General features: G+C 37.2%; 21 protein-coding genes. 13 read left to right on the forward strand and 8 right to left on the reverse strand.

The genetic code is table 11. The features are described 5' to 3' along the window. Positions 1-22 precede the first annotated feature (22 nt). Positions 23-1,333, reverse strand: a complete 1,311-nt coding sequence (locus ACQKII_RS20790) for a DUF2252 domain-containing protein (protein WP_427462370.1) — start codon at positions 1,331-1,333, stop codon at positions 23-25. 161 nt (positions 1,334-1,494) lie between these two features. Between ACQKII_RS20790 and ACQKII_RS20795 the strand changes: the two genes are divergently transcribed. Continuing rightward, entirely contained in the window at positions 1,495-2,070 is a 576-nt protein-coding gene (locus tag ACQKII_RS20795) for a YitT family protein (protein WP_427462371.1), read from the forward strand. Positions 2,071-2,132: 62 nt separating this feature from the next. On the opposite strand, the gene ACQKII_RS20800 is transcribed toward ACQKII_RS20795, so the two are convergent. Both ACQKII_RS20800 and ACQKII_RS20805 read right to left on the reverse strand, forming a co-directional pair. Beyond that, positions 2,133-3,023: a DMT family transporter gene (locus ACQKII_RS20800; RefSeq protein WP_427462372.1), complete on the reverse strand. Its 891-nt coding sequence runs from the start codon at positions 3,021-3,023 to the stop codon at positions 2,133-2,135. Between the two features lie 107 nt (positions 3,024-3,130). Then, complete coding sequence (locus tag ACQKII_RS20805) at positions 3,131-4,288, reverse strand: PucR family transcriptional regulator ligand-binding domain-containing protein (RefSeq protein ID WP_427462373.1); 1,158 nt, start codon at positions 4,286-4,288, stop codon at positions 3,131-3,133. Between the two features lie 293 nt (positions 4,289-4,581). On the opposite strand from ACQKII_RS20805, the gene ACQKII_RS20810 reads away from it, so the two are divergent. Both ACQKII_RS20810 and ACQKII_RS20815 read left to right on the forward strand, forming a co-directional pair. Next, a complete protein-coding gene (locus ACQKII_RS20810; RefSeq protein ID WP_427462374.1) occupies positions 4,582-5,481 on the forward strand; it encodes an EAL domain-containing protein in 900 nt (299 codons plus the stop codon). Next, entirely contained in the window at positions 5,441-6,391 is a 951-nt protein-coding gene (locus ACQKII_RS20815; protein ID WP_427462375.1) for a GGDEF domain-containing protein, read from the forward strand. The genes ACQKII_RS20810 and ACQKII_RS20815 overlap by 41 nt, the downstream gene beginning before the upstream one ends. A 68-nt stretch (positions 6,392-6,459) precedes the next feature. Here ACQKII_RS20815 and ACQKII_RS20820 read toward each other — a convergent pair whose 3' ends face one another. The 3 genes from ACQKII_RS20820 to ACQKII_RS20830 are packed head-to-tail and all read right to left on the reverse strand — an operon-like array spanning position 6,460 to position 7,219. After that, on the reverse strand, positions 6,460-6,633 hold the full coding sequence (locus ACQKII_RS20820; protein WP_427462376.1) for an SDR family oxidoreductase: 174 nt from the start codon (positions 6,631-6,633) through the stop codon (positions 6,460-6,462). Next, positions 6,630-7,118 (reverse strand): SDR family NAD(P)-dependent oxidoreductase, encoded by a 489-nt coding sequence (locus ACQKII_RS20825; RefSeq protein WP_427462406.1) that lies wholly within the window; start codon positions 7,116-7,118, stop codon positions 6,630-6,632. The genes ACQKII_RS20820 and ACQKII_RS20825 overlap by 4 nt, the downstream gene beginning before the upstream one ends. Next, complete coding sequence (locus ACQKII_RS20830) at positions 7,091-7,219, reverse strand: hypothetical protein (RefSeq protein WP_427462377.1); 129 nt, start codon at positions 7,217-7,219, stop codon at positions 7,091-7,093. The genes ACQKII_RS20825 and ACQKII_RS20830 overlap by 28 nt, the downstream gene beginning before the upstream one ends. A gap of 203 nt (positions 7,220-7,422) precedes the next feature. Between ACQKII_RS20830 and ACQKII_RS20835 the strand changes: the two genes are divergently transcribed. The 9 genes from ACQKII_RS20835 to ACQKII_RS20875 all read left to right on the forward strand — a co-directional run bounded on the left by ACQKII_RS20835 (position 7,423) and on the right by ACQKII_RS20875 (position 16,731). Continuing rightward, complete coding sequence (locus ACQKII_RS20835; RefSeq protein ID WP_427462378.1) at positions 7,423-8,817, forward strand: L-cystine transporter; 1,395 nt, start codon at positions 7,423-7,425, stop codon at positions 8,815-8,817. Between the two features lie 134 nt (positions 8,818-8,951). Then, positions 8,952-9,488, forward strand: coding sequence for an RNA polymerase sigma factor (locus ACQKII_RS20840; protein ID WP_427462379.1), 537 nt, complete (start codon positions 8,952-8,954; stop codon positions 9,486-9,488). Then, the gene (locus tag ACQKII_RS20845) at positions 9,478-10,218 is read left to right on the forward strand and encodes a hypothetical protein (protein WP_427462380.1); all 741 of its coding nucleotides are present in this window, start codon (positions 9,478-9,480) and stop codon (positions 10,216-10,218) included. Before ACQKII_RS20840 ends, ACQKII_RS20845 begins: the two co-directional genes overlap by 11 nt. Before the next feature lie 224 nt (positions 10,219-10,442). Then, positions 10,443-11,462 (forward strand): serine hydrolase domain-containing protein, encoded by a 1,020-nt coding sequence (locus ACQKII_RS20850; RefSeq protein WP_427462381.1) that lies wholly within the window; start codon positions 10,443-10,445, stop codon positions 11,460-11,462. Between the two features lie 16 nt (positions 11,463-11,478). Beyond that, positions 11,479-12,768: an ABC transporter substrate-binding protein gene (locus ACQKII_RS20855; protein WP_427462382.1), complete on the forward strand. Its 1,290-nt coding sequence runs from the start codon at positions 11,479-11,481 to the stop codon at positions 12,766-12,768. Between the two features lie 216 nt (positions 12,769-12,984). Continuing rightward, positions 12,985-13,833 (forward strand): carbohydrate ABC transporter permease, encoded by an 849-nt coding sequence (locus tag ACQKII_RS20860; protein WP_427462407.1) that lies wholly within the window; start codon positions 12,985-12,987, stop codon positions 13,831-13,833. An 11-nt stretch (positions 13,834-13,844) separates the two neighbouring features. After that, positions 13,845-14,672 (forward strand): carbohydrate ABC transporter permease, encoded by an 828-nt coding sequence (locus tag ACQKII_RS20865; RefSeq protein ID WP_427462383.1) that lies wholly within the window; start codon positions 13,845-13,847, stop codon positions 14,670-14,672. A 133-nt stretch (positions 14,673-14,805) separates the two neighbouring features. After that, complete coding sequence (gene murQ, locus ACQKII_RS20870; protein WP_427462384.1) at positions 14,806-15,714, forward strand: N-acetylmuramic acid 6-phosphate etherase; 909 nt, start codon at positions 14,806-14,808, stop codon at positions 15,712-15,714. Positions 15,715-15,858: 144 nt separating this feature from the next. Further along, positions 15,859-16,731 carry a MurR/RpiR family transcriptional regulator gene (locus tag ACQKII_RS20875; RefSeq protein WP_427462385.1) on the forward strand — a complete coding sequence of 291 codons (873 nt, stop codon included), beginning with the start codon at positions 15,859-15,861 and terminating at the stop codon, positions 16,729-16,731. 24 nt (positions 16,732-16,755) lie between these two features. Here the strand turns inward: ACQKII_RS20875 and ACQKII_RS20880 are convergent, their stop codons facing one another. Then, positions 16,756-17,841, reverse strand: coding sequence for an ABC transporter ATP-binding protein (locus ACQKII_RS20880; RefSeq protein WP_427462386.1), 1,086 nt, complete (start codon positions 17,839-17,841; stop codon positions 16,756-16,758). A 108-nt stretch (positions 17,842-17,949) separates the two neighbouring features. After that, on the reverse strand, positions 17,950-18,810 hold the full coding sequence (locus ACQKII_RS20885) for a PucR family transcriptional regulator (protein ID WP_427462387.1): 861 nt from the start codon (positions 18,808-18,810) through the stop codon (positions 17,950-17,952). A 435-nt stretch (positions 18,811-19,245) separates the two neighbouring features. Here ACQKII_RS20885 and ACQKII_RS20890 point away from each other — a divergent pair, with 435 nt between their 5' ends. Continuing rightward, positions 19,246-20,955, forward strand: a complete 1,710-nt coding sequence (locus tag ACQKII_RS20890; RefSeq protein ID WP_427462388.1) for a methyl-accepting chemotaxis protein — start codon at positions 19,246-19,248, stop codon at positions 20,953-20,955. Positions 20,956-21,076 lie beyond the last annotated feature (121 nt).

Below are 21,076 nucleotides of genomic sequence, written 5' to 3' on the forward strand. Positions count from 1 at the left end.
GGAATGAGCTATTTATTTTCGTTCACTCAGAAACTATTGCTAGATGTTTAAACTTCTGTTCTACCCATGTTTTAAACAACTCATAGTCTGCATAAACAATTTCTTTGTAGCGCATTGCTTGTAAAATAGTACTTTCAATAAAGACATTGCGCTCCTTACCGATAGCATTTAAAATTTCATTCTCACTATGGTAGGTAAAAACATCGGAATAATCGATATCGGCACGTGCATGAATTTTTGCAGCTATTTGCCCCATAGTGGCTGTTGTCACAAAATAATCGTCCAAGTTTTTGTAGTTTTTAGGTTTGACCTTTTTCTTATAAGGCGAGCGCTCACGAATATAGTATTCTTGGCCTTCCATCGTCACATGAGCTAGATGGGGATCTTCTAAATGATGCATCGCCTTTTGGGTACCAACAACACGTGCACCTTGATGCTCATAGTTTGCCCAGAAAGCCTCATTATATGGAAGGAAGTAAGCTGGAATAGCAGTACGCACTTCCTTCATTTCGAGTACTAAATCTTCCACTCCTAGAGCATCTGTTTCGCCATCTACTAAAATATAATAGCGTTTTAAACCAATGGATGCAGTGCCTGAGCCATGTTTAATGGCAATATCTTTAATCGCATAATTGGACAACACGTTAGAAATCGCAGCATATTCATCTTCAGATACAGGTTGCACCTCTTCATTCCATAAGAAAACACGCTGCCCGTCATCATTAACATGTGTTATATCTTGTAAAAAATGACAGCGTTGACGGTTCTCAAGCTTCTTCAAGACTTTTTTGATTGGTCCCTTTGTGTTGTCCTTTGTAAATGTTAGCGTTAGTGGATCATCTTGTTTACGTTGGAATCGTTTTAATTGATCCATATAGCCTTGTAAAAAATGATGAATGGCCATTTTCTGAGCCGCAATATGTAAACCTTGTTCCTCGAGGTATAGTGCAATACTAACGCTCATACGGATAACATCGTATAAATAAGAGCCAACATAGCCCTCATCAAAATCATTGACATCAAAAACGATAGCACCTGTTTCATTTTGGAAAGCCCCAAAGTTGTCCATATGCATATCGCCTTGAATCCAAGTAGGTCTTCTATCAGCAGTGTGGAAAATTGACGGTACTTTCGTGACATCAAAATAAAATAAATAGGCACTTCCTCGGAAAAAACGGAATGGACTGTCTAACATTTTACGATATTTCTCCAAACGCTGAGCCTCATTTAACGCCATTCGTTGGACATCGAATTCTTCAAATATTGTTGCTAGTTGTTCTTTTCGTAAAAATATCCGCGTGTGCTTTACCTGTTCAAGTAGGGCATGCTCCATTAAAATTCCCCTTTTCGTAATATTGATATTTTACAGTGTTATACGTGCAGTGAAAGAAGAAAGTTTCGTTGGATGCAAAGTAATTTTTGTTTGGAGTAAAGTCTGTTCAATTCCATTCTTTCATAATATAGTACATGCTCAGTGCTCGGAGGGAGGTTGGTATGCTTTTTCTAAAGAAAGGCTTAGTCATTATTATCGGTAGTATTTCTTTATCGTTAGGTATCAATTTATTCTTAACGCCCTATGAAATCTTAGATGGAGGAGTTGTGGGTTTAGCTTTAATTTTGCACTATTTATATAAACTAAAAATTGGTTTGATGATTATCATTTTAAGTATTCCAATTTTTATTATTGCTTGGTTTAAATATAGGGCTTACTTCTATAATAGTGTGCATGGATTAATCGGTTCTTCTTTTATCATTGATTTGTTAAAGCCAGTTCGCGGCATGGTTGAAATCGATGCTGTCTATAGTGCGATTTTGGGAGGTATACTTGTTGGCTTTGGTATTGGCTTGATGCTTCGATTTCAGACAAGCACTGGTGGCACGGATCTTATAGCTCAGTTTCTATGCGATAAAACAGGCATCAATGTTGGGGTACTCATCTTTTTTATTGATTCAATCGTTATTGTATTTGGAGGGTTCCTTTTGTCCTCTAGTACATTATTGCTTTCTATAATTACAGTATTAGTAGTTGGGATTACCACGAGTATTGTTACTAGCGGTAATCATCATTAGAGACAAAGAAAATAGCTCCACCAACTGGAACTATTTATATATTTTGACTTTGCGAAAAATATCTATATGGATTTCCGAGAGCTATTTATCATCCGTTTTTTGGGATAGGCCGGTTTGATCTCTGCGATTAGAATAGCCAGTAAAATTAGCACTGCACCCATAATCATACGGCCTGTTAACACTTCATGTAAAAATAATACCGATAATACCATACCGAAAAAGGATTCGGTCGAAAGAATAATGGCTGCTTTTGTAGCTGAGGTATATTGATTTGCCACATTTTGAAACAGGTAAGCTATGGTAGTTGAGAAAATGGCTAAATAGACAATTGAATAAATGGCTTCTTTTTCAAGTGTAGCTGGGATTTCGCCTTTACTGAGTACCACCATGATTCCTATGAACGAAGCTGTTACGAATTGAATAATGGTGAGTGCGATCGCATCTTCTTTTTGAACGAAAAGATTCGTACAGAAAATATCAAAAGCGAAGGCAACTGCACATGCTAATGATAAGATGTCGCCGATATTCATCGTCATAGACCCTTGCAAAGATAAACAACCGATTCCTACAATAGCCATAATCGAACCTATTATTTCATAGCCATCAATACGACGTTTATAAACGGCAAAGGCAATGATTGGTACAACGATGACATTAACAGCGGTTAAAAATGCATTTTTAGATGGTGTTGTATATTGTAAACCAACAGTTTGAAGGGCAAAAGCAATATATAATATGGTGCCTAATAGCATACCTTTCCATATAACTGATTTTCTAGCCTTTTTTAACCTGAATCCAAATAAAACTGTGAGAATAATTGAAGCTAATAAGAACCTTCCTGCCATCACTTGATAGGCTGTTAAATATTCTAAGGCAATGGCAGTTACCACAAATCCACTACCCCAAACAATTGCAGTAACAAGTAGCATACCATCAGCTATGTATTGTTTCATCTTTCTTCCTCCTGACTTAAATAAGGATAGCATGTGAAGGAAGAAATTAATTTGACTGTAATTCTAAATATTCAGGCGTTTTTTTGTACTTATTCCAAAGCTTAAGTTTATTCTTCAACTTTGCTATGTAGTAAGTACAATTTAACGGCTGTCGATAAGCGTTCATAAAATACATAATCATTTTCTAAAGGAGCTATTAATTGTCGTATTTTTGTCATGCGATAGCGTATGGTATTAGGATGACAGAAGTGTGCTACGGCTACCTCCTTTATGTTGCCTTTTTTTATCACAAAGGTAACTGCTGTGTTCATTAAATCAGGGTCAACCTTGTTCTCGAGTAAGGGACCTAAGTAATTATTTACATAATTCATAGCAAATTGTACATCCTTACGATGCAATTCAATGAGCAGACAATCAGATGCGAGATTTTTGTAATGACAAGTAGAGGTCATTTCAATTTCTGCCATAATACGAGAAAAGTAGGCTTCCCGAACAGCAAGGTGAAGCTCCGCTTGTGTTAAGTGAACATCACTATAACCAATGAAGAGATTGTCTGTTGAAATAGCATACATTGTTAGCCATTCGTTCAGTAGTTTTTCAAATTGAAGCTGCTGAGATTGGCTGGTCATTAGGATAAAAATGCTTTTTTTATAAGTACAGATAATGCCCGATTTTAAGAGAGGCTCTAAGTTAAAAAAGGTTTGCATCCATTGTGTATTTACAATTTGCTTCATTTGGATATTTGCTACGAACACATACTTTTCAAAAGCTTTATTCATTTGTTGTAGAAAGGTTTTTATTTGCTCGTCCGATACTTCTTCTTCAATCAGACGTCTCATGATTGTTTCTAAAAAGAATGTATAGTCTTGTGTTTTCGCATAAGCCATTGTTTCTAAAATGATTTTTTCAAAAAATTCATCTCCACCGAAGCGTAATATTGGGAAATCATGTTCATCTGCCAAAGCAAGAATTTCTTCTGGCAAATCCTTATAAATGACAGGTTTATAAGCTAAAGCACTAGCTTCTAGTTGGATTAGATTTTTTACAGCATTCATTAAATAGGCTGGTTGTTGTTTAGCGAATAAGAGGCTGCTTAGGATAACGCTATTTGGTGTGAAAATAGTTTCCCTCACAGTTTGAATATCAGGCGAAAACTCAAAATCTAGAATTTCAACATTTTGGACAGGTTTATGTAAACCATTGCTACCTGCAACAACTGAAAAATCTTTGGTAATAGGGAGTTGCAAAAAGTTTTTTACGTTCATTAGAGAATCTAGCAACCTTTCTGATAATTGTGCTTATAGTACTTATTATAAAAGTACTTGGCGAGAAAATACTATTAGTATCGCTGATAGAATCCTTGAAATCGCCGATAAAATAATAAATGTTAAAAAATCTGCTGACTTCTACGGCAAAAGTAAGCCGTGAAGAATTCTAGCGACAGCCATTTCTTACTTCGTTAGGAGTACTAGCACTTCTTCTTTTTACATGTTATTCACAGTACATTTACAATGAAAGCGTACAATAGCTATTAATAACCAATTTAAGAGGTGCCAGTATGGAGTCTGTTGTGAGACAAAGTGTAAGATCAAGCAATTTATTTTCCTATATAAAATATATCTATGATCAGCATCAAAACAATACTTTATTTATGAAACGATTAAAAGCATTGAAAAAAATCATTCAGGACAAGGATTTACATACGTATTTTCAACCTATTGTTGATTTACAAACGAAGCAAACAATGGGATTTGAGGCGTTAAACCGACCAGAGACCTCAGAGTTATTTAGCAGTGTCGATTCTTTTTATGAATTTGTTGGGCAAACAGACTGTGTTTTTTTATTTGAATGCTTTTGTCGTAACCTATCATTGCAGCGTTTCAAAGAACGATTACATGGAGATTTGTTGAACAAAGATTTTATGCTTTTTCTTAATATTCATCCCAATGTATTACTAGATAAAAAGTATCATAGCGGTGAAACATTACAATTGTTAAAGGAACTAGGCATCAAACCGCAGCAGGTTGTTTTTGAGTTGACAGAGCGTAGCGCAGTCATAGATTTTGTGGAGTTTGAACGTGTATTATCAAATTATCGTTCACAGGGCTATCGTATTGCTGTGGATGATGTAGGTTCTGGCTATAATAGCTTAAAAACGCTTATTTATTTAAAGCCAGAATTCATCAAGCTGGATCGCTCGTTAATTCAATGTATCGATAAAAACAGTGAACAGCAACAGCTCGTCACATTGTTAATGAAGTATGCTGTACAAGCTGAAACAAAAATCATAGCAGAGGGCATTGAACGTCAAGAGGAACTCGATTATTTACATCAAATCGGCATCCATTACGCACAAGGATATGCGTTAGGGAAGCCCGCAAAGGACATACATTTGGGGGAAATAAGGGTGGGTGACTATGAAAATAGGGGAAGTCATAGAGAAAGTTCCTTGTATTGATGAATATGTGAAAAATAAAGAGGTAGATTTACTTTTTACAAGTAATCCGTCATTGCGTAGTGTTGTGGTTGTACAAGAAGGTAGACCAATTGGACATATTACACGCACACATTTCTATCAAAAGATTGGTACACGTTATGGCTATAATTTATTTATGGGTCGACAAAATCAGCTTATTACTAAAGACAATCCACTAATTGTGGACTGTTTCACACCTATTACAGAGGTAAGTACAGAAGCGATGCAACGACGAGCAGAAGATTTATATGATGATGTGATTGTGACGAAAGATAACTGTTTCTTTGGTGTTGTCAGCATTCGAGAACTATTATTGAAGCTGGTAGAAACACAGGTAGCCATTGCAAGTTTTTTAAACCCCCTTAGTAGTTTACCAGGCAATAAATTAATAGATGACAAGTTAGAAGAGACCTTAAGTTTTCAGCAATACAGCCTCATTTATTTTGATTTAGATCATTTTAAATCCTATAATGACACCTATGGTTTTAATAAGGGTGATAAAATTCTACGATATTTGACGGATACACTGAAAAGGAATATAGCTGGCGTAAACGATTTTCTCGGGCATATTGGCGGTGATGATTTTGTTGCCATTCTTCCGCATTATGAGGTCAAGACTATTTGTCAAAGGGTAATTGACGACTTTGATTCGCAAATCTTAGGGTTTTACGAACTTGAAGATATCGTACATTTACAAGTTCCAAATAGATTAGGTAAGTTAGAGCCCTTCACTTGTACTTCACTTTCTATTGCGGTCATTACAAATGAACATCAGCAATTTGACTCCGTTGAACAATTATCAGATGCGGTCACACGCATAAAAAAACAATGTAAGAAAATAGCAGGAAGCTGTTATCTTATCAATGAAAATGAAACCTACCTTGTCCATTAAACGAGGCAGGTTTCTTTTCGTAGACTGAGTATAAAAAAGTTTGTGAATTCTATGAAAATCTTCTTGAGCTAGTAAGCACTCCAGCCCGCATCAGCAGCTATTGCTACACCATCTATTAGGCCAGAATCTTCAGAAGCAAGGAATAGTGCAATATTGGCGATATCTGAAACCTGTCCTGCTTTAGGCATTAAGCTTACGCCACGAACAGACTGCTCCATTCCGAATGGATCTACGTTGGTCATCGCTGCTGCAAAACTGTTTCTACATAACCTGGTGCAATGGCATTACAACGACTATTTTGTGTGCCGTAATGAGAGGCGATATTTTTTGTCATGCCAACAACAGCGTGTTTAGCAGTAGTATAAGCTAGACCACCACGTCCACCTGTTAAATCAGCAATTGATGCCATATTGACAATTGTTCCGCCACCATTTTCGATAAACACTGGCAAGGCTTGGCGAATAGCCCGCATCATCCCTGTTACGTTAATGTCCATGACGCGTTGCCATACCGTATCTTCCACATTTGTAGCTACCTGCATGTTGTCACCAACTCCTGCATTGTTGACTAAAATATCTATACGGTCAAAATGAGCAACTGTCTCAGCAATCATTTTTTGAACATCTTTTTCAATTGCTACATTTCCTGTCACACCAAAAGCTCCATAACTAGATTCGTTAAATTCGGCAACAGTCGTGCTTAGAGCGTTGTCATTAAAGTCTGCAATGACAACTTTCGCACCTTCTTGTGCATTTTACGTGCGATTTCTTTGCCGATACCAGCACCACTACCTGTAATAATCGCTATTTTATCTTGTAATTTCTCCATAATAAATTATTCTCCCAACTTCCCTGAAAAAAGGTTTATTGTTAAACTACATTCATTATCTTCCGTTATAGGGGCATAATCAGAGGGAATGAACCGCTTACATTTAGGGAATTTATCAAACTGAATAAAACATACTTGATTAATAGGTATTGTCGGTATATAATTCGAATACATTATAATAAAACATCTTAGGGGGCTTTCAATTGTCAACTTTACAAGTCATTCTCAACGTAGCCATATTGCTTGTGTTCGTTGGAATTTTATATGTCATGAATAAAAAACACGTAAAATTTTCAAATCGTGTTTTTGCTGGTCTAGGCTTGGGTATCGCACTCGGTCTTGGCTTACAATTATTTTACGGTATTGATTCGGAAGTTTTAGCCGAAACAACACCTTGGTACAACATTATTGGTAGCGGTTACGTTAAATTGCTTCAAATGGTCGCAATGCCGTTAATATTCATTTCAATATTAATTGCCTTTACAAAAATGACTATCGGCAAAAATTTTGGGAAAATGGCAGCACTTATTTTAGCCATTTTAATTGGTACAACAGCTGTCTCAGCTGGGGTTGGTATTCTTTCAGCAACAATTTTTGATCTTGATGCAACACAAATAATGCACGGTGATGCTGAAACAGAACGTGGTGCATATCTCGAAGAAAAAACAAGTGGTATGACGGCACCAAATTTACCTACCCAAATTATCGAATTGTTCCCAGCGAACCCATTCCTTGATTTAACTGGTGCTCGTTCAACATCAACAATTGCTGTTGTTATATTCGCAGCATTCTTAGGTTTCGCCTATTTACGTGTAGCACGTAAAGATGAAGCAACAGGCGCTACCATTAAAAAAGGACTAGATGCAATCTATGCACTAATAATGGGTGTCGTAACAATTGTCTTACGCTTAACACCATATGGTATTTTAGCGATCATGGCCCGTACAGTTGCAACATCGGATTTCGGTGCAATCTATAATCTTGGTAAATTTGTAATTGCTTCTTATGTAGCTTTAATCATTATGTTACTTGTCCATTTACTAATCATTTCGTTAAGTGGCTTAAATCCATTTACGTATTTAAAAAAATCAGCAGAAACATTATTATTCGCCTTTACTTCTCGTTCCAGTGCGGGTGCGTTACCGATGAATATTAAAACGCAAACAGGTCGACTTGGTGTACCAGAAGGGATTGCCAACTTCTCAGGTTCATTTGGCTTATCGATTGGTCAAAACGGCTGTGCGGGTGTTTATCCAGCTATGCTTGCGATCATGATTGCGCCAACAGTGGGCATTAATCCGCTAGATCCTGTGTTTATCATTACTGTTATTGCAGTAGTAGCAGTCAGTTCGTTTGGTGTTGCTGGTGTCGGTGGTGGGGCAACATTCGCAGCCATCCTAGTATTATCAGCACTTGATTTACCAATAGCACTTGCAGGTATTTTAATCTCGGTTGAGCCATTAATTGACATGGGTCGTACAGCACTTAATGTAAGTGGTTCGATGACAGCAGGTGTTGCAACAGCACGTGTGACAAAAGAGTTAGATACAGAAGTTTATAACAGTAAAGCAGTTAGCGCACAGGTAGCTGATCTTTAAGACTGAAGAGTTACTTCTCCATTTTTTCTGGAGAGTAGCTCTTTTTATTTGTACATAATTACAATAAAATGGAAATTGAACCTTTTCTACTTTCGATGCATAGTGTCTATGAATACAAAAAGGGGGGATTCATAATGGAGAATATTTCTCGCGAGAGAGCAGAGGAACTGTTTCATCAGTTTTCAGATTATATTTTTAAAACCGCCTATATGCTTACACGTTCACAAGCCCTAGCGGATGATATTACGCAAGAGTCATTTATTAGGATATATAGGCATTATCAAACCTTTGATGAAAGCAAGCCGATAAAGCCTTGGGTTTATAAAATTGTTGTTAATACATTTAGGGAACTAAAGAGAAAGCAAAAATGGCTTATTTTTAGTGATCTGTTACCAGAGAACGAGAAAAATGACAGTCGATCGTTTGAACAAGTATTAATAAAAAAAGAAACCGAGAAATTGCTATGGGATGCTATTAACAAATTACCTAGAAAATATAAAGAAGTTGTAATTTTATTTTACTTCAATGACTTTAGCTTGAAGGAAATGTCAGAAATTTTGTCAATTCCACTAGGAACCTGTAAATCACGATTGCATTATGCTATTAAAAAGTTGAACCATGCATGTAAAGAAGATTTATTGATGATGGGAGGCCATATTTATGAAGCATGATGGGAAGGTTGTTCAACAGTTATTAAAGTCACAAGTGCAAGAGAAAAAAACCACAGTTGAATTTAATGACATTTGGGCAGTTTATAAGCACAACAATAAAAGGTCAAAAAAATTTACGATTCCTAAAGTAGGATTGCTTGCTTGTCTATTATTGTTAATAGCAACACCTGTTGGTGCAAACTTCTTCATGAAGTGGAATAATATTGAATTGGTAAAAGAGGATGCACCAATTCAGCCGGTAAATGAAGAAAATGCTATTCCTTGGCTGAAATATGAGTTTTACTCCGATTATCTTCAAACTTATGAACAGGCAACTCTAAAGGAATCAGAAAAAATAGCGCCCTTTAAAATTCTAAGACCTGTAAATTTTGCGATGCCTCTTGAGCAAACTACTGGTGTTCTTAGCAGTACAGGAGCTTTTGGGGCATATTGGGATATTTTTCATGATGGCGACAAATGGGCTTATGCAAGACAAGAGTTAGATGAGAGAAGCAAGCAGATGTTAAATGAACAGGAGATGAAAGTTCAATTCATGCTCCCACAAAGTGCTGAAGTATTATCCTTATCAAATCAAGAAGTAATAGCGATATTAGATGATTTAGGTGAAGATGGGAAAAGGATTACGATGTTAGTTGAAACAAATAGTGAACATATCATAACCTTTGAAATTAGAGGTAATATTGGCGCGCCAGAATTAACTAAGCTGGCAAAGTCATATCTTGAAAAATAGTAAAAAAATTAGAAAGAAATGATTGTTAAACAAATAAGAGTCACCTTTTAACTCGACATAAATCGATGTAGAAGGCTGACTCTTTTAATTTGCATGTAGGAGATAAAATTGACAATATGCATAAATTTATAAAAAAATATTTTAAAAATTGTGTTGTTCTTTATCATTTTATTTTATATTATTAATTTACAGAAAATTAAGAATTATGTATATGGGGTGCTAATATGGTTCGTGCATACATGAATAGTTTAGTTTTGGAGGGAAAGATCCCTGGTGGTGTCCTAATCATACAACAACAAAACAAACGCATTATGACGCAAAGCTTTGGAGCCTATAGTGCTGCAGATTTAAGTACACAAAAAGTAACCACCAATACATTATTTGATTTGGCATCATTGACGAAAATCGTGGCGACATTGCCCGCGACTTTGTTATTGCTTAGTAGGCGTGAAATAAAGCTCACAGATACAGTACAGACTTTTTTGCCAGAGTTTAAATTTCCTACAGTAAATATCCAGCATCTTTTACAGCATAGCTCGGGACTGGTAGCTGATTTAGTTCCACCAGTAAGAAGACATCATCAACGGGATGTGATGAAGGAAGTATTATCTTCAGAAGTAATCGCTCAACCGGGCAAGCAAGTCCTATATAGTGATTTGGGTATGATTTTATTAGGCAAAATAATCGAAAGGGTTTCAGGGAAATCTCTTGATTATTTCGTAGATAGAGAAATTGCTAAGCCGTGGGGAATGCATCATACACAGTATAAGCTGTTAAAAGAGCAACGAATGCAAGCAGCTTCAACAGAAATGGTTGACAGTAAATTTGTACAGGGCATTGTACATGATGAAAAGGCGCTGCTACTTCAAGGAGTATCTGGCAGTGCAGGTTTATTTTCATGTGCAGAAGATTTAGCAGCTTTTGCACAGTATTGGTTAGGCATTTCTCAGCAGTCGGTCATACCATTGGATTGGATGACTTTAGCCTATACAAAAATAATGGATAACAGAGGGCTTTGCTTTGAAGTTTGGAATGGCAATGATTCATCATCTTGTTTTGGTAGGAGGTGGACTAGGGGTTCTTTTGGACATACAGGATTTACGGGCACAAGTATTTGGATGGATCCGGTGAAAAAGGCTTTCGTCATTTTATTAACAAACGCTGTTCATTATGGTAGAGACAGAGGCTTTATGGAGATTAGAGAAAAAATTCATACGATGATATTTGAAGAACTAATTACATGAAGGGTGGATGATGGTTATGAAAAACAGATGGTTGTTTATGATGTTTTTGTTAATAGTAGCGGCTTTAGTAGGCTGTTCTTCAACTGAAGAACCAGCAAAAGAGACAGTACCTGTTACAAATACGGATGACAATACAAATGAAGAGGTTTCATTAACGATTGGTAGTTGGCGGACAGAGGACGTTGCCAAATACGAAAAAGTCATTGCCTTATTCAATGAGAAACATCCTGAAATAAAAGTTTCTTTTAATCCAACAAAAAATACAGAATACAACACAGTGCTTAACACAGCATTACAGGCGGGAGAAGGGCCAGATATTTTTCACTTACGTCCGTACGCAGCGGGTCTAAAGTTAGCTGAAGCGGGCTTCGTAGAAAAGATTAACGATTTACAAGGCTTAGGCACATACCCAGAAGCAGCATTAATTGCTTCAAAAGATGCGGAAGGCAACCAATATGGCGTCCCGATTAATGTAAGTTCCACACAGTTCTTCTACAACAAAAAGATTTTCGCAGATAATGGCCTTGAAATACCGAAAACCTGGGATGACTTTATTAAATTGAATGATACATTACTAGAAAAAGGTATTACACCGATTGCGATGGGAACGAAGGAAAGCTGGCTATTATCACTGTTACACGGTATTGTCGGACCAGCTATTTATGAAGGAAATGATTTCTACAAGGCTGTACTTGCAGGTGAAAAGGATTTTACGGATCCAGCATTCATAGAATCTATTCAAGTGATGAATGACTTGAAAAAGTACTTCCCTGCAAATTCAGAGGGATTAGGGATGGATGATATTCGCACACTCTTTGCGCTGGAGGAAGCAGCAATGTTTCCTTTAGGAAGCTGGGAGATTCCAGTCGTGTTAGAAATGAATCCAGATTTAGATTTCGGCTACTTCCCGATTCCATCCAAAACGGGTAATAAAACAGTGACAACTTGGGTGGATGGTTCTTTTGCGATTAATGCAAAGTCCAAAAATAAGGAAGCAGCTAAAGTATTTTTAGCGTTTTTAACTACAAAGGAATTTGGTGAGTTATTCGTCAAGGAATTCTCAATGATCAGTGCAATTCCTGGCATTTCATCTGACAACACATTATTAAATGATTTAAGTAAATCAACGGAGAATGAAGCAACACCATACATGTGGGTAACCAACTTTACTGGTGGGGATCCGACAACCAAGACTGTACTTGAAACGGAATTACAAGGAATGTATTTAGGTCAAGTGAAGCAAGAAGAGGTTGCGGCAAAAGTGCAGGACAATGCAAAAACTTGGTTCGTACCATTCCAAAAATAGAAAAGGCAATAACAATAGAGACATTTAATACAGTTTTTGATTTTTTATGATGACCCCACTAGCACTTCTGCAGAAGTGGGTGGGGTCTTACCGTCTAAGACGACAGGGGGGTGTTTAATATTGAAAACAGTGACAGTTGCGCCTTCAAAAAAGAAAAAATCTTGGGCAAAGTGGACGATACATTTGTTTCCAATCCCAGCATTAGTGATATACGGCATGTTTGTGTTATATCCGATTTTAGCGGCTCTGTCCTATAGTTTTTTCGAGTGGAAAGGTATGTCGAGAGGAGATTTTGTAGGCTTTCAAAATTTCGTGACATTATTTACGACAGAGCCTTATGGGTCTATGTTTTGGAACGCTTTCAAACATAATGTGTTGTATTTTGTCGTACAAATGGTCGTTATGAATGGTCTCGCTCTTTTGTTAGCTTTTATTATTTATCAAAAAATAAAAGGTGCGGAGTTTTTTAAAGTGGCCTTTTTTTTACCGCGATTATTATCAGTCATAGTTGTAGGATTTTTATGGAAGCTTATTTTAAATCCGAATTTTGGTACATTGAATATCATTTTAGAGAAAATTGGCTTGGAGAGCTTACAACGTGCATGGTTAGGTGATCCCAATACGGCTTTGATAGCCATCATTTTAGTAAACTGTTGGTTTGGACTCGGCTTTGGGGTACTTATTTTCTTAGCTGGATTTCAGAGTATTCCTGGTGAGTTAATAGAGGCAGCGAGGTTAGATGGGGCAAAGGGCTTCACGTTAATGCGTACCATATATCTGCCGTTAATGGTACCTTCCATTACGATTATGGGCGTGTTAACCTTCATTCAATCATTTGAAGCCTTTGAGCTTGTCTATGCTATGCAGGGGTCAATGGGAGAACCCTATTATTCAACAGATACACTGGCAGTATTCTTTTACCGTTTAGCATTTGGTAGTTCAACCGCATCAGGTACGACAGCGATTGGCTTAGGCTCGGCATTAGCCACGGTATTATTTTTATTCATTTTGATTTGTACGACGGTATTTTTACGATTTACCAATAAAAAAGACGTGCAGATGTAGGGGGTGAATCGATGAAGCAGGGCACAATTTGGAGTCGGTCATTTTATTATATTGTGGTATTTGTCATAGCGACAATTAGTTTATATCCCATTATATTAATGATGTTATCATCTTTTAAGACAAGTGTTGAAATTTACAAAAATCCTTTAGGGTTACCGACTAGCTTTAGCTTAGATACCTACCGTACGTTGATGTCTAAAATTCCATTTACAACGTATTTTATGAATAGCGTCTTTGTGAGCATCGTATCGGTGGTATTGATTGTCGTAATTTGTTCATTGGCATCCTTCTATATTGCACGTTTTAAATTCTCGTGGAATAATGCATTGTTTTTTATCTTCTTATTAGGAATGATGATTCCCATTAAGCTTGGGATTGTGCCTTTATTTATTTTAATGCGTGATTTAGGGCTTATTAATTCATTGTGGGCGCTCGTTTTTATGAATATCGCGACAGGCATTCCATTAACCATGCTCATTTTAACGGGATTTTTCAGGACAATGCCGTATGAGCTAGAAGAGGCTGCACGTATTGATGGTGCTGGTAATCTGCGCGTGCTCTGGCATGTAGTGCTACCGTTAATGAGACCAGCGCTTGGAACAGTAGTGATCATTAATTTTATTGCTGCTTGGAATGATTTTTTCTTCCCTCTTATTTTCATTACTGATAAGTTAAAGCGCACGATTCCAGTTGGGATGATGTCTTTATTTGGAGAACATTCTGCGGATTGGGGTTCGTTATTTGCAGGATTAACACTTGCGTCGTTGCCTATGATTGTGTTGTTCTTCATTGCATCCAAACAGTTTATGGAAGGGTTAACAGCAGGAGCAGTTAAGTGAGGAACAACGTAAGCTAAGTGAAATAGAGAAAAGAATAAGGGTATGTTCAAACTTTAAATCGACATCCCTTCCATAACAGAAGAAGCTAGTGTAAATCAGATAATGAATTTGAGGCAGGAGGGATCTGACTTCGATGGATCGATTGACAAAGTTGACAACAGAAGGCTATCATCCAAAAACGACTAACCTAGATTTAATGTCTATCACGGAAATCGTACAGCTCATGAACGAAGATGATGTAAAGATTCCACAAGCCATTGCTAAAGTGTTACCTGACATTGAGCGGACGATTGAAGTAGTTATCAAAGCGATAAAAAATGGGGGGCGATTATTTTACGTAGGAGCAGGGACGAGTGGTCGTATAGGTTTATTAGACGCAGTCGAGTGTCCACCGACGTTCAGTACATCATCAGAGCTCGTACAGGCGGTGTTAGCAGGTGGCTTAGACGCAGTCGTAGTCGCTGTCGAAGGTGCAGAGGATAATGAAGCTTTAGGACAAGAAGCTCTAGAAAATCGTTTCTTGCAAACGCAGGATATTGTTATAGGTATTGCCGCAAGTGGAAGAACCCCATTTGTAAAAGGTGCACTTGTTTATGCACAGCAAATGGGTGCTACAACGGTAAGCTTAACGAGTAATCCACAATCAATGATTAGTGAATATGCAGATATAGCGATAGAGGTCATGACAGGTCCAGAAATTTTAACGGGATCTACAAGACTGAAGGCGGCAACTGCCCATAAACAAATTCTTAATATGATTACAACTACAACAATGATCAAACTGGGAAAAGTATATAAAAATTTAATGGTGGATGTTCATGCAAGTAATTTTAAATTACGTGAACGTGCGAAAAAGATTGTTTGTGATGCAACGAATGTTTCCTATAAAGAGGCTGAAAGCGTATTGGTGCAAACTGATTATAAAGTGAAACCAGCCATTATCATGCTTTTGATGGCAACAACGTATGAAGAAGCGGAACAATTATTGGCACAATCAGAAGGACATGTACGGGCGGCAATGGAGTTAAAGAAGAGACCGTGATAAAGGAAGCAGAGCTAAATTAATTCACTGTATATCTGGACATTTATTAGATGGAGCTACCTCAAATAGTTTTCGAGTTAGCTCCATTAACCACAAACTATTTGCTTGTGGGGAAGTACATATTGAAAAACGGAGTTGATTGTAATGGAGAAAATCAATGCAGGGTTAATCATGCTTGCGGAAATGGAGGAAAGGCTTCCGCCATCCGAACGAAAGGTGGCTACCTATATTTTAGAGCATCCGACGAAAGCCATTAAAATGACTGCTGTTGAGTTGGGGGAAGCAAGCAATACAAGCGGTGCAGCGGTGATTCGTCTCTGTAAATCGTTAAATGTCAGTGGTATACAAGAGCTAAAGTTACGAATTGCAGGAGATTTACAGCGCGAAAAGGTAGATGATCGTGATATCGAGCCGAATGAACCGTTACAATCTATCGTAGAAAAGGTGACGACCCAAAGTAGCCAAATTTTACGAGAAACGGCAGACTTAATAGACGAAAAAGAGTTATTGAGAGCGGTGACTTCACTATCACAGGCTAAGCGGATTTTCTTTTTCGGCGTTGGTGCATCAGGTATTGCAGCAATGGATGCAGACCAGAAATTTTTGCGTATTAATCAAAACAGTATGGCACTGACGGACTTGCATTTAGGAGCTACAGCAGTTGTAAATGCAGAGGAAGGGGATGTGGTAGTTGGCATATCGTTTTCTGGTGAAACCCATGAAGTGGCGAAAATTTTAGAAATTGCTAGTGAAACACCAGCGACGACCATTAGTCTGACGCGTTATGGTAACTCGCTAGTGTCTAGCCTAGCAGATATTTGTTTGCATACATCACCAAATGTAGAAGCAACTTTTAGAAGTGGTGCTACATCATCACGACTGGCACAACTACATGTTATTGATATTTTATTTATGTGCGTGGCCACTAGCTCCTATGAACAAACAATCAATTATCTAGACACGACACGCTCTGTGATTCAAAATCTTCATAAGAAGGTAGCAAAAAGAAAAAAATGAGGTTGTGATCACAACCTCAGATGATTAACAAATCCGTACTTCTGTTTGAGGGTCAAAAAAATGAATTTTGTTTTCCTTTATCACTAAAGTTACCGAGTCATTCGGATGACATTGTGCGTCGGCATTTACACGGGCAATGAAAGATTGACCTGCTAATGAAGCGTAGAGAAATACCTCGGCACCTAGTAATTCTGCTACATCCACCGTGGTGTCAAAAGTATAAGCAGAGGTTGTGGATGTAAGTTGTAAATCCTCTGGCCGTATTCCGAGCACGATATCTTTACCTAGATAGCCTTGTTCTTTTAGTATTAGTAAATAACTTTCAGGAATAGGTAAGTTGAAATCACCTATCTTTACCTCATTTTCAGTGAGCTGTCCATGGAATAGATTCATAGAGGGTGATCCAATAAAACCGGCTACAAACATATTATTCGGATAATCGTATACTTCCTTCGGTGCGCCAATCTGTTGAATGAGCCCATCTTTCATCACAACGAGACGTGTGGCCATAGTCATTGCTTCTGTTTGGTCATGCGTTACATAAATTGTTGTTGTTTGAATACGTTGGTGTAGTTTTTGGATTTCTGCACGCATTTGCACACGTAATTTCGCATCTAAATTGGAAAGTGGTTCATCCATTAAAAAGACTTTAGCATCACGGACAATGGCGCGTCCTAGTGCGACACGCTGTCTTTGACCGCCTGATAATGCCTTGGGTTTGCGTTTTAAGTAATCTTCTAAGCCTAAAATTTTTGCGGCTTCTAACACGCGTCGGTCGATTTCCTTTTTATCGACTTTTCGAAGCTTTAAGCTAAATGCCATATTATCGTAAACCGACATATGAGGGTATAAGGCGTAGCTTTGAAAAACCATGGCAATCCCCCGATCCTTTGACTCCACATCGTTCATGAGGACATCATCAATATAAAATTCACCTTTCGAAATATCTTCTAAGCCCGCAATCATACGAAGTGTTGTAGTTTTCCCGCATCCAGAGGGACCGACAAAGACAATGAATTCTTTATCGTGTATATGCAAATTGAAATCTGTTACAGCTTGCACATTTTTATCGTAAATTTTATAGATATGCGCCAAGCGTAATTCCGTCATAGGTTACATCCTTTCTTTTAGTAGTGATACTTATAGTGTAAAAAAATAATACGTTTGCGGATAGAACAATTATGCACTGTTTTTTTACGATTAAATGTGCAATGTGACTTACATCAATTCAAAAAACGAAATGGCAAGAAACACTTCAAGTTTATGCTCAAATTGTCGCACATCCTTATGTGTTAGCTGTTGAAATTTATCTATTCGGTTTTGTAAGGTATTACGATGCATAAATAATTTTTTAGCCGCAAGTGAAATATTCCCTTCGCATTGAATGACTTGCTTGACGGTTTGTAATAATTCCTGGTGTTCAGCGGCCTCTTTTAAAATCGAAGCAATGAAAATAGCTTTTTCCTGTGCGTCTAGTAGCAGCGTTAAATAAGGAATCAGTAATTCTTGTTGTGTAAGTACATGCTTTGGCGTATAGGTCCAGATTGCTGGTTGTAATGATAAAAGCCAGTTAAATCGTACTTTCGTTTCAGTGATATCTGCTATTACATCTGACACAAAAATTTTTAAATTCACTTCTAAATCTTCGCTTAAGAGATCGATATAGTAAGAGAAGTTTAGCAGTTCTTCGTTTGTAATTTGTTCGATGACTATATATGAATGCTCATTTAACGACATTAGAAATATTTCTTTACCTAGCAACGCCTCAAACGTTGTACGTAGGAGGTTAGGGTCAGTAAATTTCTTTTCAAAGTGTAAAAACAATAAGCGGTGGTCCCGGATAGGGGCGGGTATGCTATCCGTTTGATTGGTTAAATAGTTAAGCCAAGCTGTGTCCTGCATGCTAGAAATCATGAGTGGACCTGAAAAAATTCGCAATAACTCAAGTTCATCTTGCGTAATCGCATGCTTTGGTATCTCAAAAAGCTGATTGTCAAAATTAAATAAGTAACCTTCACTGTGTAAGCCATAGAAAGGCTTTAATAAGGGGAAACGCTTTTGTAGCTTCAATGGGTCCATGTAAACACATCCTCTTCATATGATTGGTTATGTAAGGATTATATATTAGGATTTTGAAAATATGGAAAAATAAGAACATTAAATTAATTTGTTGATAATTAGTTCAAAAATAATGAAAAATGTCGAAATATAGACTATTAACAGGCGAAATAACCTTGTTAACAAAGTGGTAAAAAGGGACTATAAGGAAATCAGTTATCAAATCTACAAAATTAACATTACTTTGTAAGTGTGTTTATCGGTATAGGTGTATACGAAGAGAAGATCAAATATAATTAAGACAAAGGATTAAAACAACGAAAGTCAGTTATTCTCCATGTTGTCATGAAGTAAATAAACTTACAAAAGTATACACGCACCTTTGATAATGTCATTTCATAGTCTTTCATTAGAATGTGCACCAAATAACTGAATTCGAAAAGGGGAGTATTGACCATGCTACGCAATCTATCCATATTTAAAAAGTTAGTCCTATTAATGTGTATTTCCATTTTAACAGTTGGTATTATCCAAGTGAATGGATATATCACAATGAAGTCTATGGAGAAAAATTCTGATAATATTTTTAAAAATCGGTTAGAACCAAGTATCGTTTTGTCGGACTATAGACTTAATAACCGGATTATTGTTTCAAATATGTATCGTTCTTTTATGTTTATAGACAAAGCTACTATTACACAAATTAATGATGAAGTGATGAATGCTTTTAAAGATAATGAAGAGAATCTTCAAATACTAAAAGCAGCTAATTTGCAACCGGAAGAGGATGCTTTAATAAGTGAACTGGTTGAGCTATACCCAAGTTTTAAAGCAAGCATGGAGCAAGTTTTTCAACTAAGTCTTGCCAATAAAAATGAGGAAGCAGTAAACCTTTTTAATTCAAATGCCAAGCCTGTGTTAGACCAAATTAATTTAAAAGGTGTAGCGTTGACAGATTTGAATAAAAAAAATGCAAGTGCTTTGAATATGGAAAGTAAAGCCGATGCAAGCAGAGGAATCACAACCTCGTTAATCATTTCAATTGTATTAACAATTTTGTTTGTTGTCATCGGATTTATAGGTGTTCGAAAATATCTAATTTCTCCAATTGAAAAATTAAAATCTGCCGTTCAACGAGCAGAAGCTGGGGAATTGAATTTTAATGTAGCCTATGATTCAAAGGATGAGCTAGGGGTCTTAACGTCTTCCTTTAGCCATATGATTGCTCAATTAAGAGATCTAATTGGTCAGGTGAAAGAAACTTCTGATCAGATGGCGGCATTCTCGGCTGAGCTTTCAGCAAGTGCAGAACAAACGAGTGAGGCAAGTGAGCACATTGCATCTATTACCTTAGAAGTGGCAAGTGGATCGGACGATCAAGCGAGAACAATTATAGAAACCTCAGATGTTGTGAATCATATGGTACAAGATGTCCAAACAATAGCTAGAAACTCTACTAACGTTTCAGAAACTGCTACACATGCAGAACAACTTTCAGTGGATGGAAATAATATTATTAAAACTGCTGTTCAACAAATGAACTCGATTCAAACCTCTATTGGTAGTCTAGGTGATGTAATTAGCGGTTTAGGTCAGCGATCGGGTGAGATTGGACAAATCGTTGAGGTCATTACAGGTATTGCAGCGCAAACCAATCTACTGGCGTTAAATGCAGCGATTGAAGCAGCAAGAGCAGGAGAACATGGAAAAGGTTTTGCGGTTGTTTCGGAAGAAGTGCGAAAATTGGCAGAAGAATCATCTGCATCGGCACAGAGAATCTCTGAGCTAATTACAGGAATTCAAGCGGAAACGAATAAAGCTGTAGACTCCATGCAGTTCACAACGAAAGAAGTAGAAACAGGTATTAACAATGTAAACATTGCAGGTGAATCCTTTGAAAAAATTCAACATGCCATTAACGAGGTATCTGTTCAAATACAAGAAGTGTCTTCTTCCGTTCAACAGATGGTTGCAGGAGCTAATCAAATGTCCAAATCCATGGAACAAATTGATGGAATTGCTCAAAGCTCCGCAGCAGGGACACAAACGATTTCATCGGCAACAGAAGAACAGTTAGCCTCTATGCAGGAAATTACAGCATCTACAGCGGCACTTTCTAAAATGGCGGAAAGTCTACAAGAAAGAACAAATATGTTCAAAGTATAAAGATTAACAGATAGAAAAAACAGAAGCACATGTTCAAGGCTTTGAATTCGTCAATGACATGTGTTTTCAGTTGCTAAGGCCTTGGGTTATGATTGGAGTTACATTTTAAAAAGCGACGTAG

The organism is Lysinibacillus sp. NPDC048646 (genome assembly GCF_050272295.1).
Classification (GTDB): domain Bacteria; phylum Bacillota; class Bacilli; order Bacillales_A; family Planococcaceae; genus Lysinibacillus.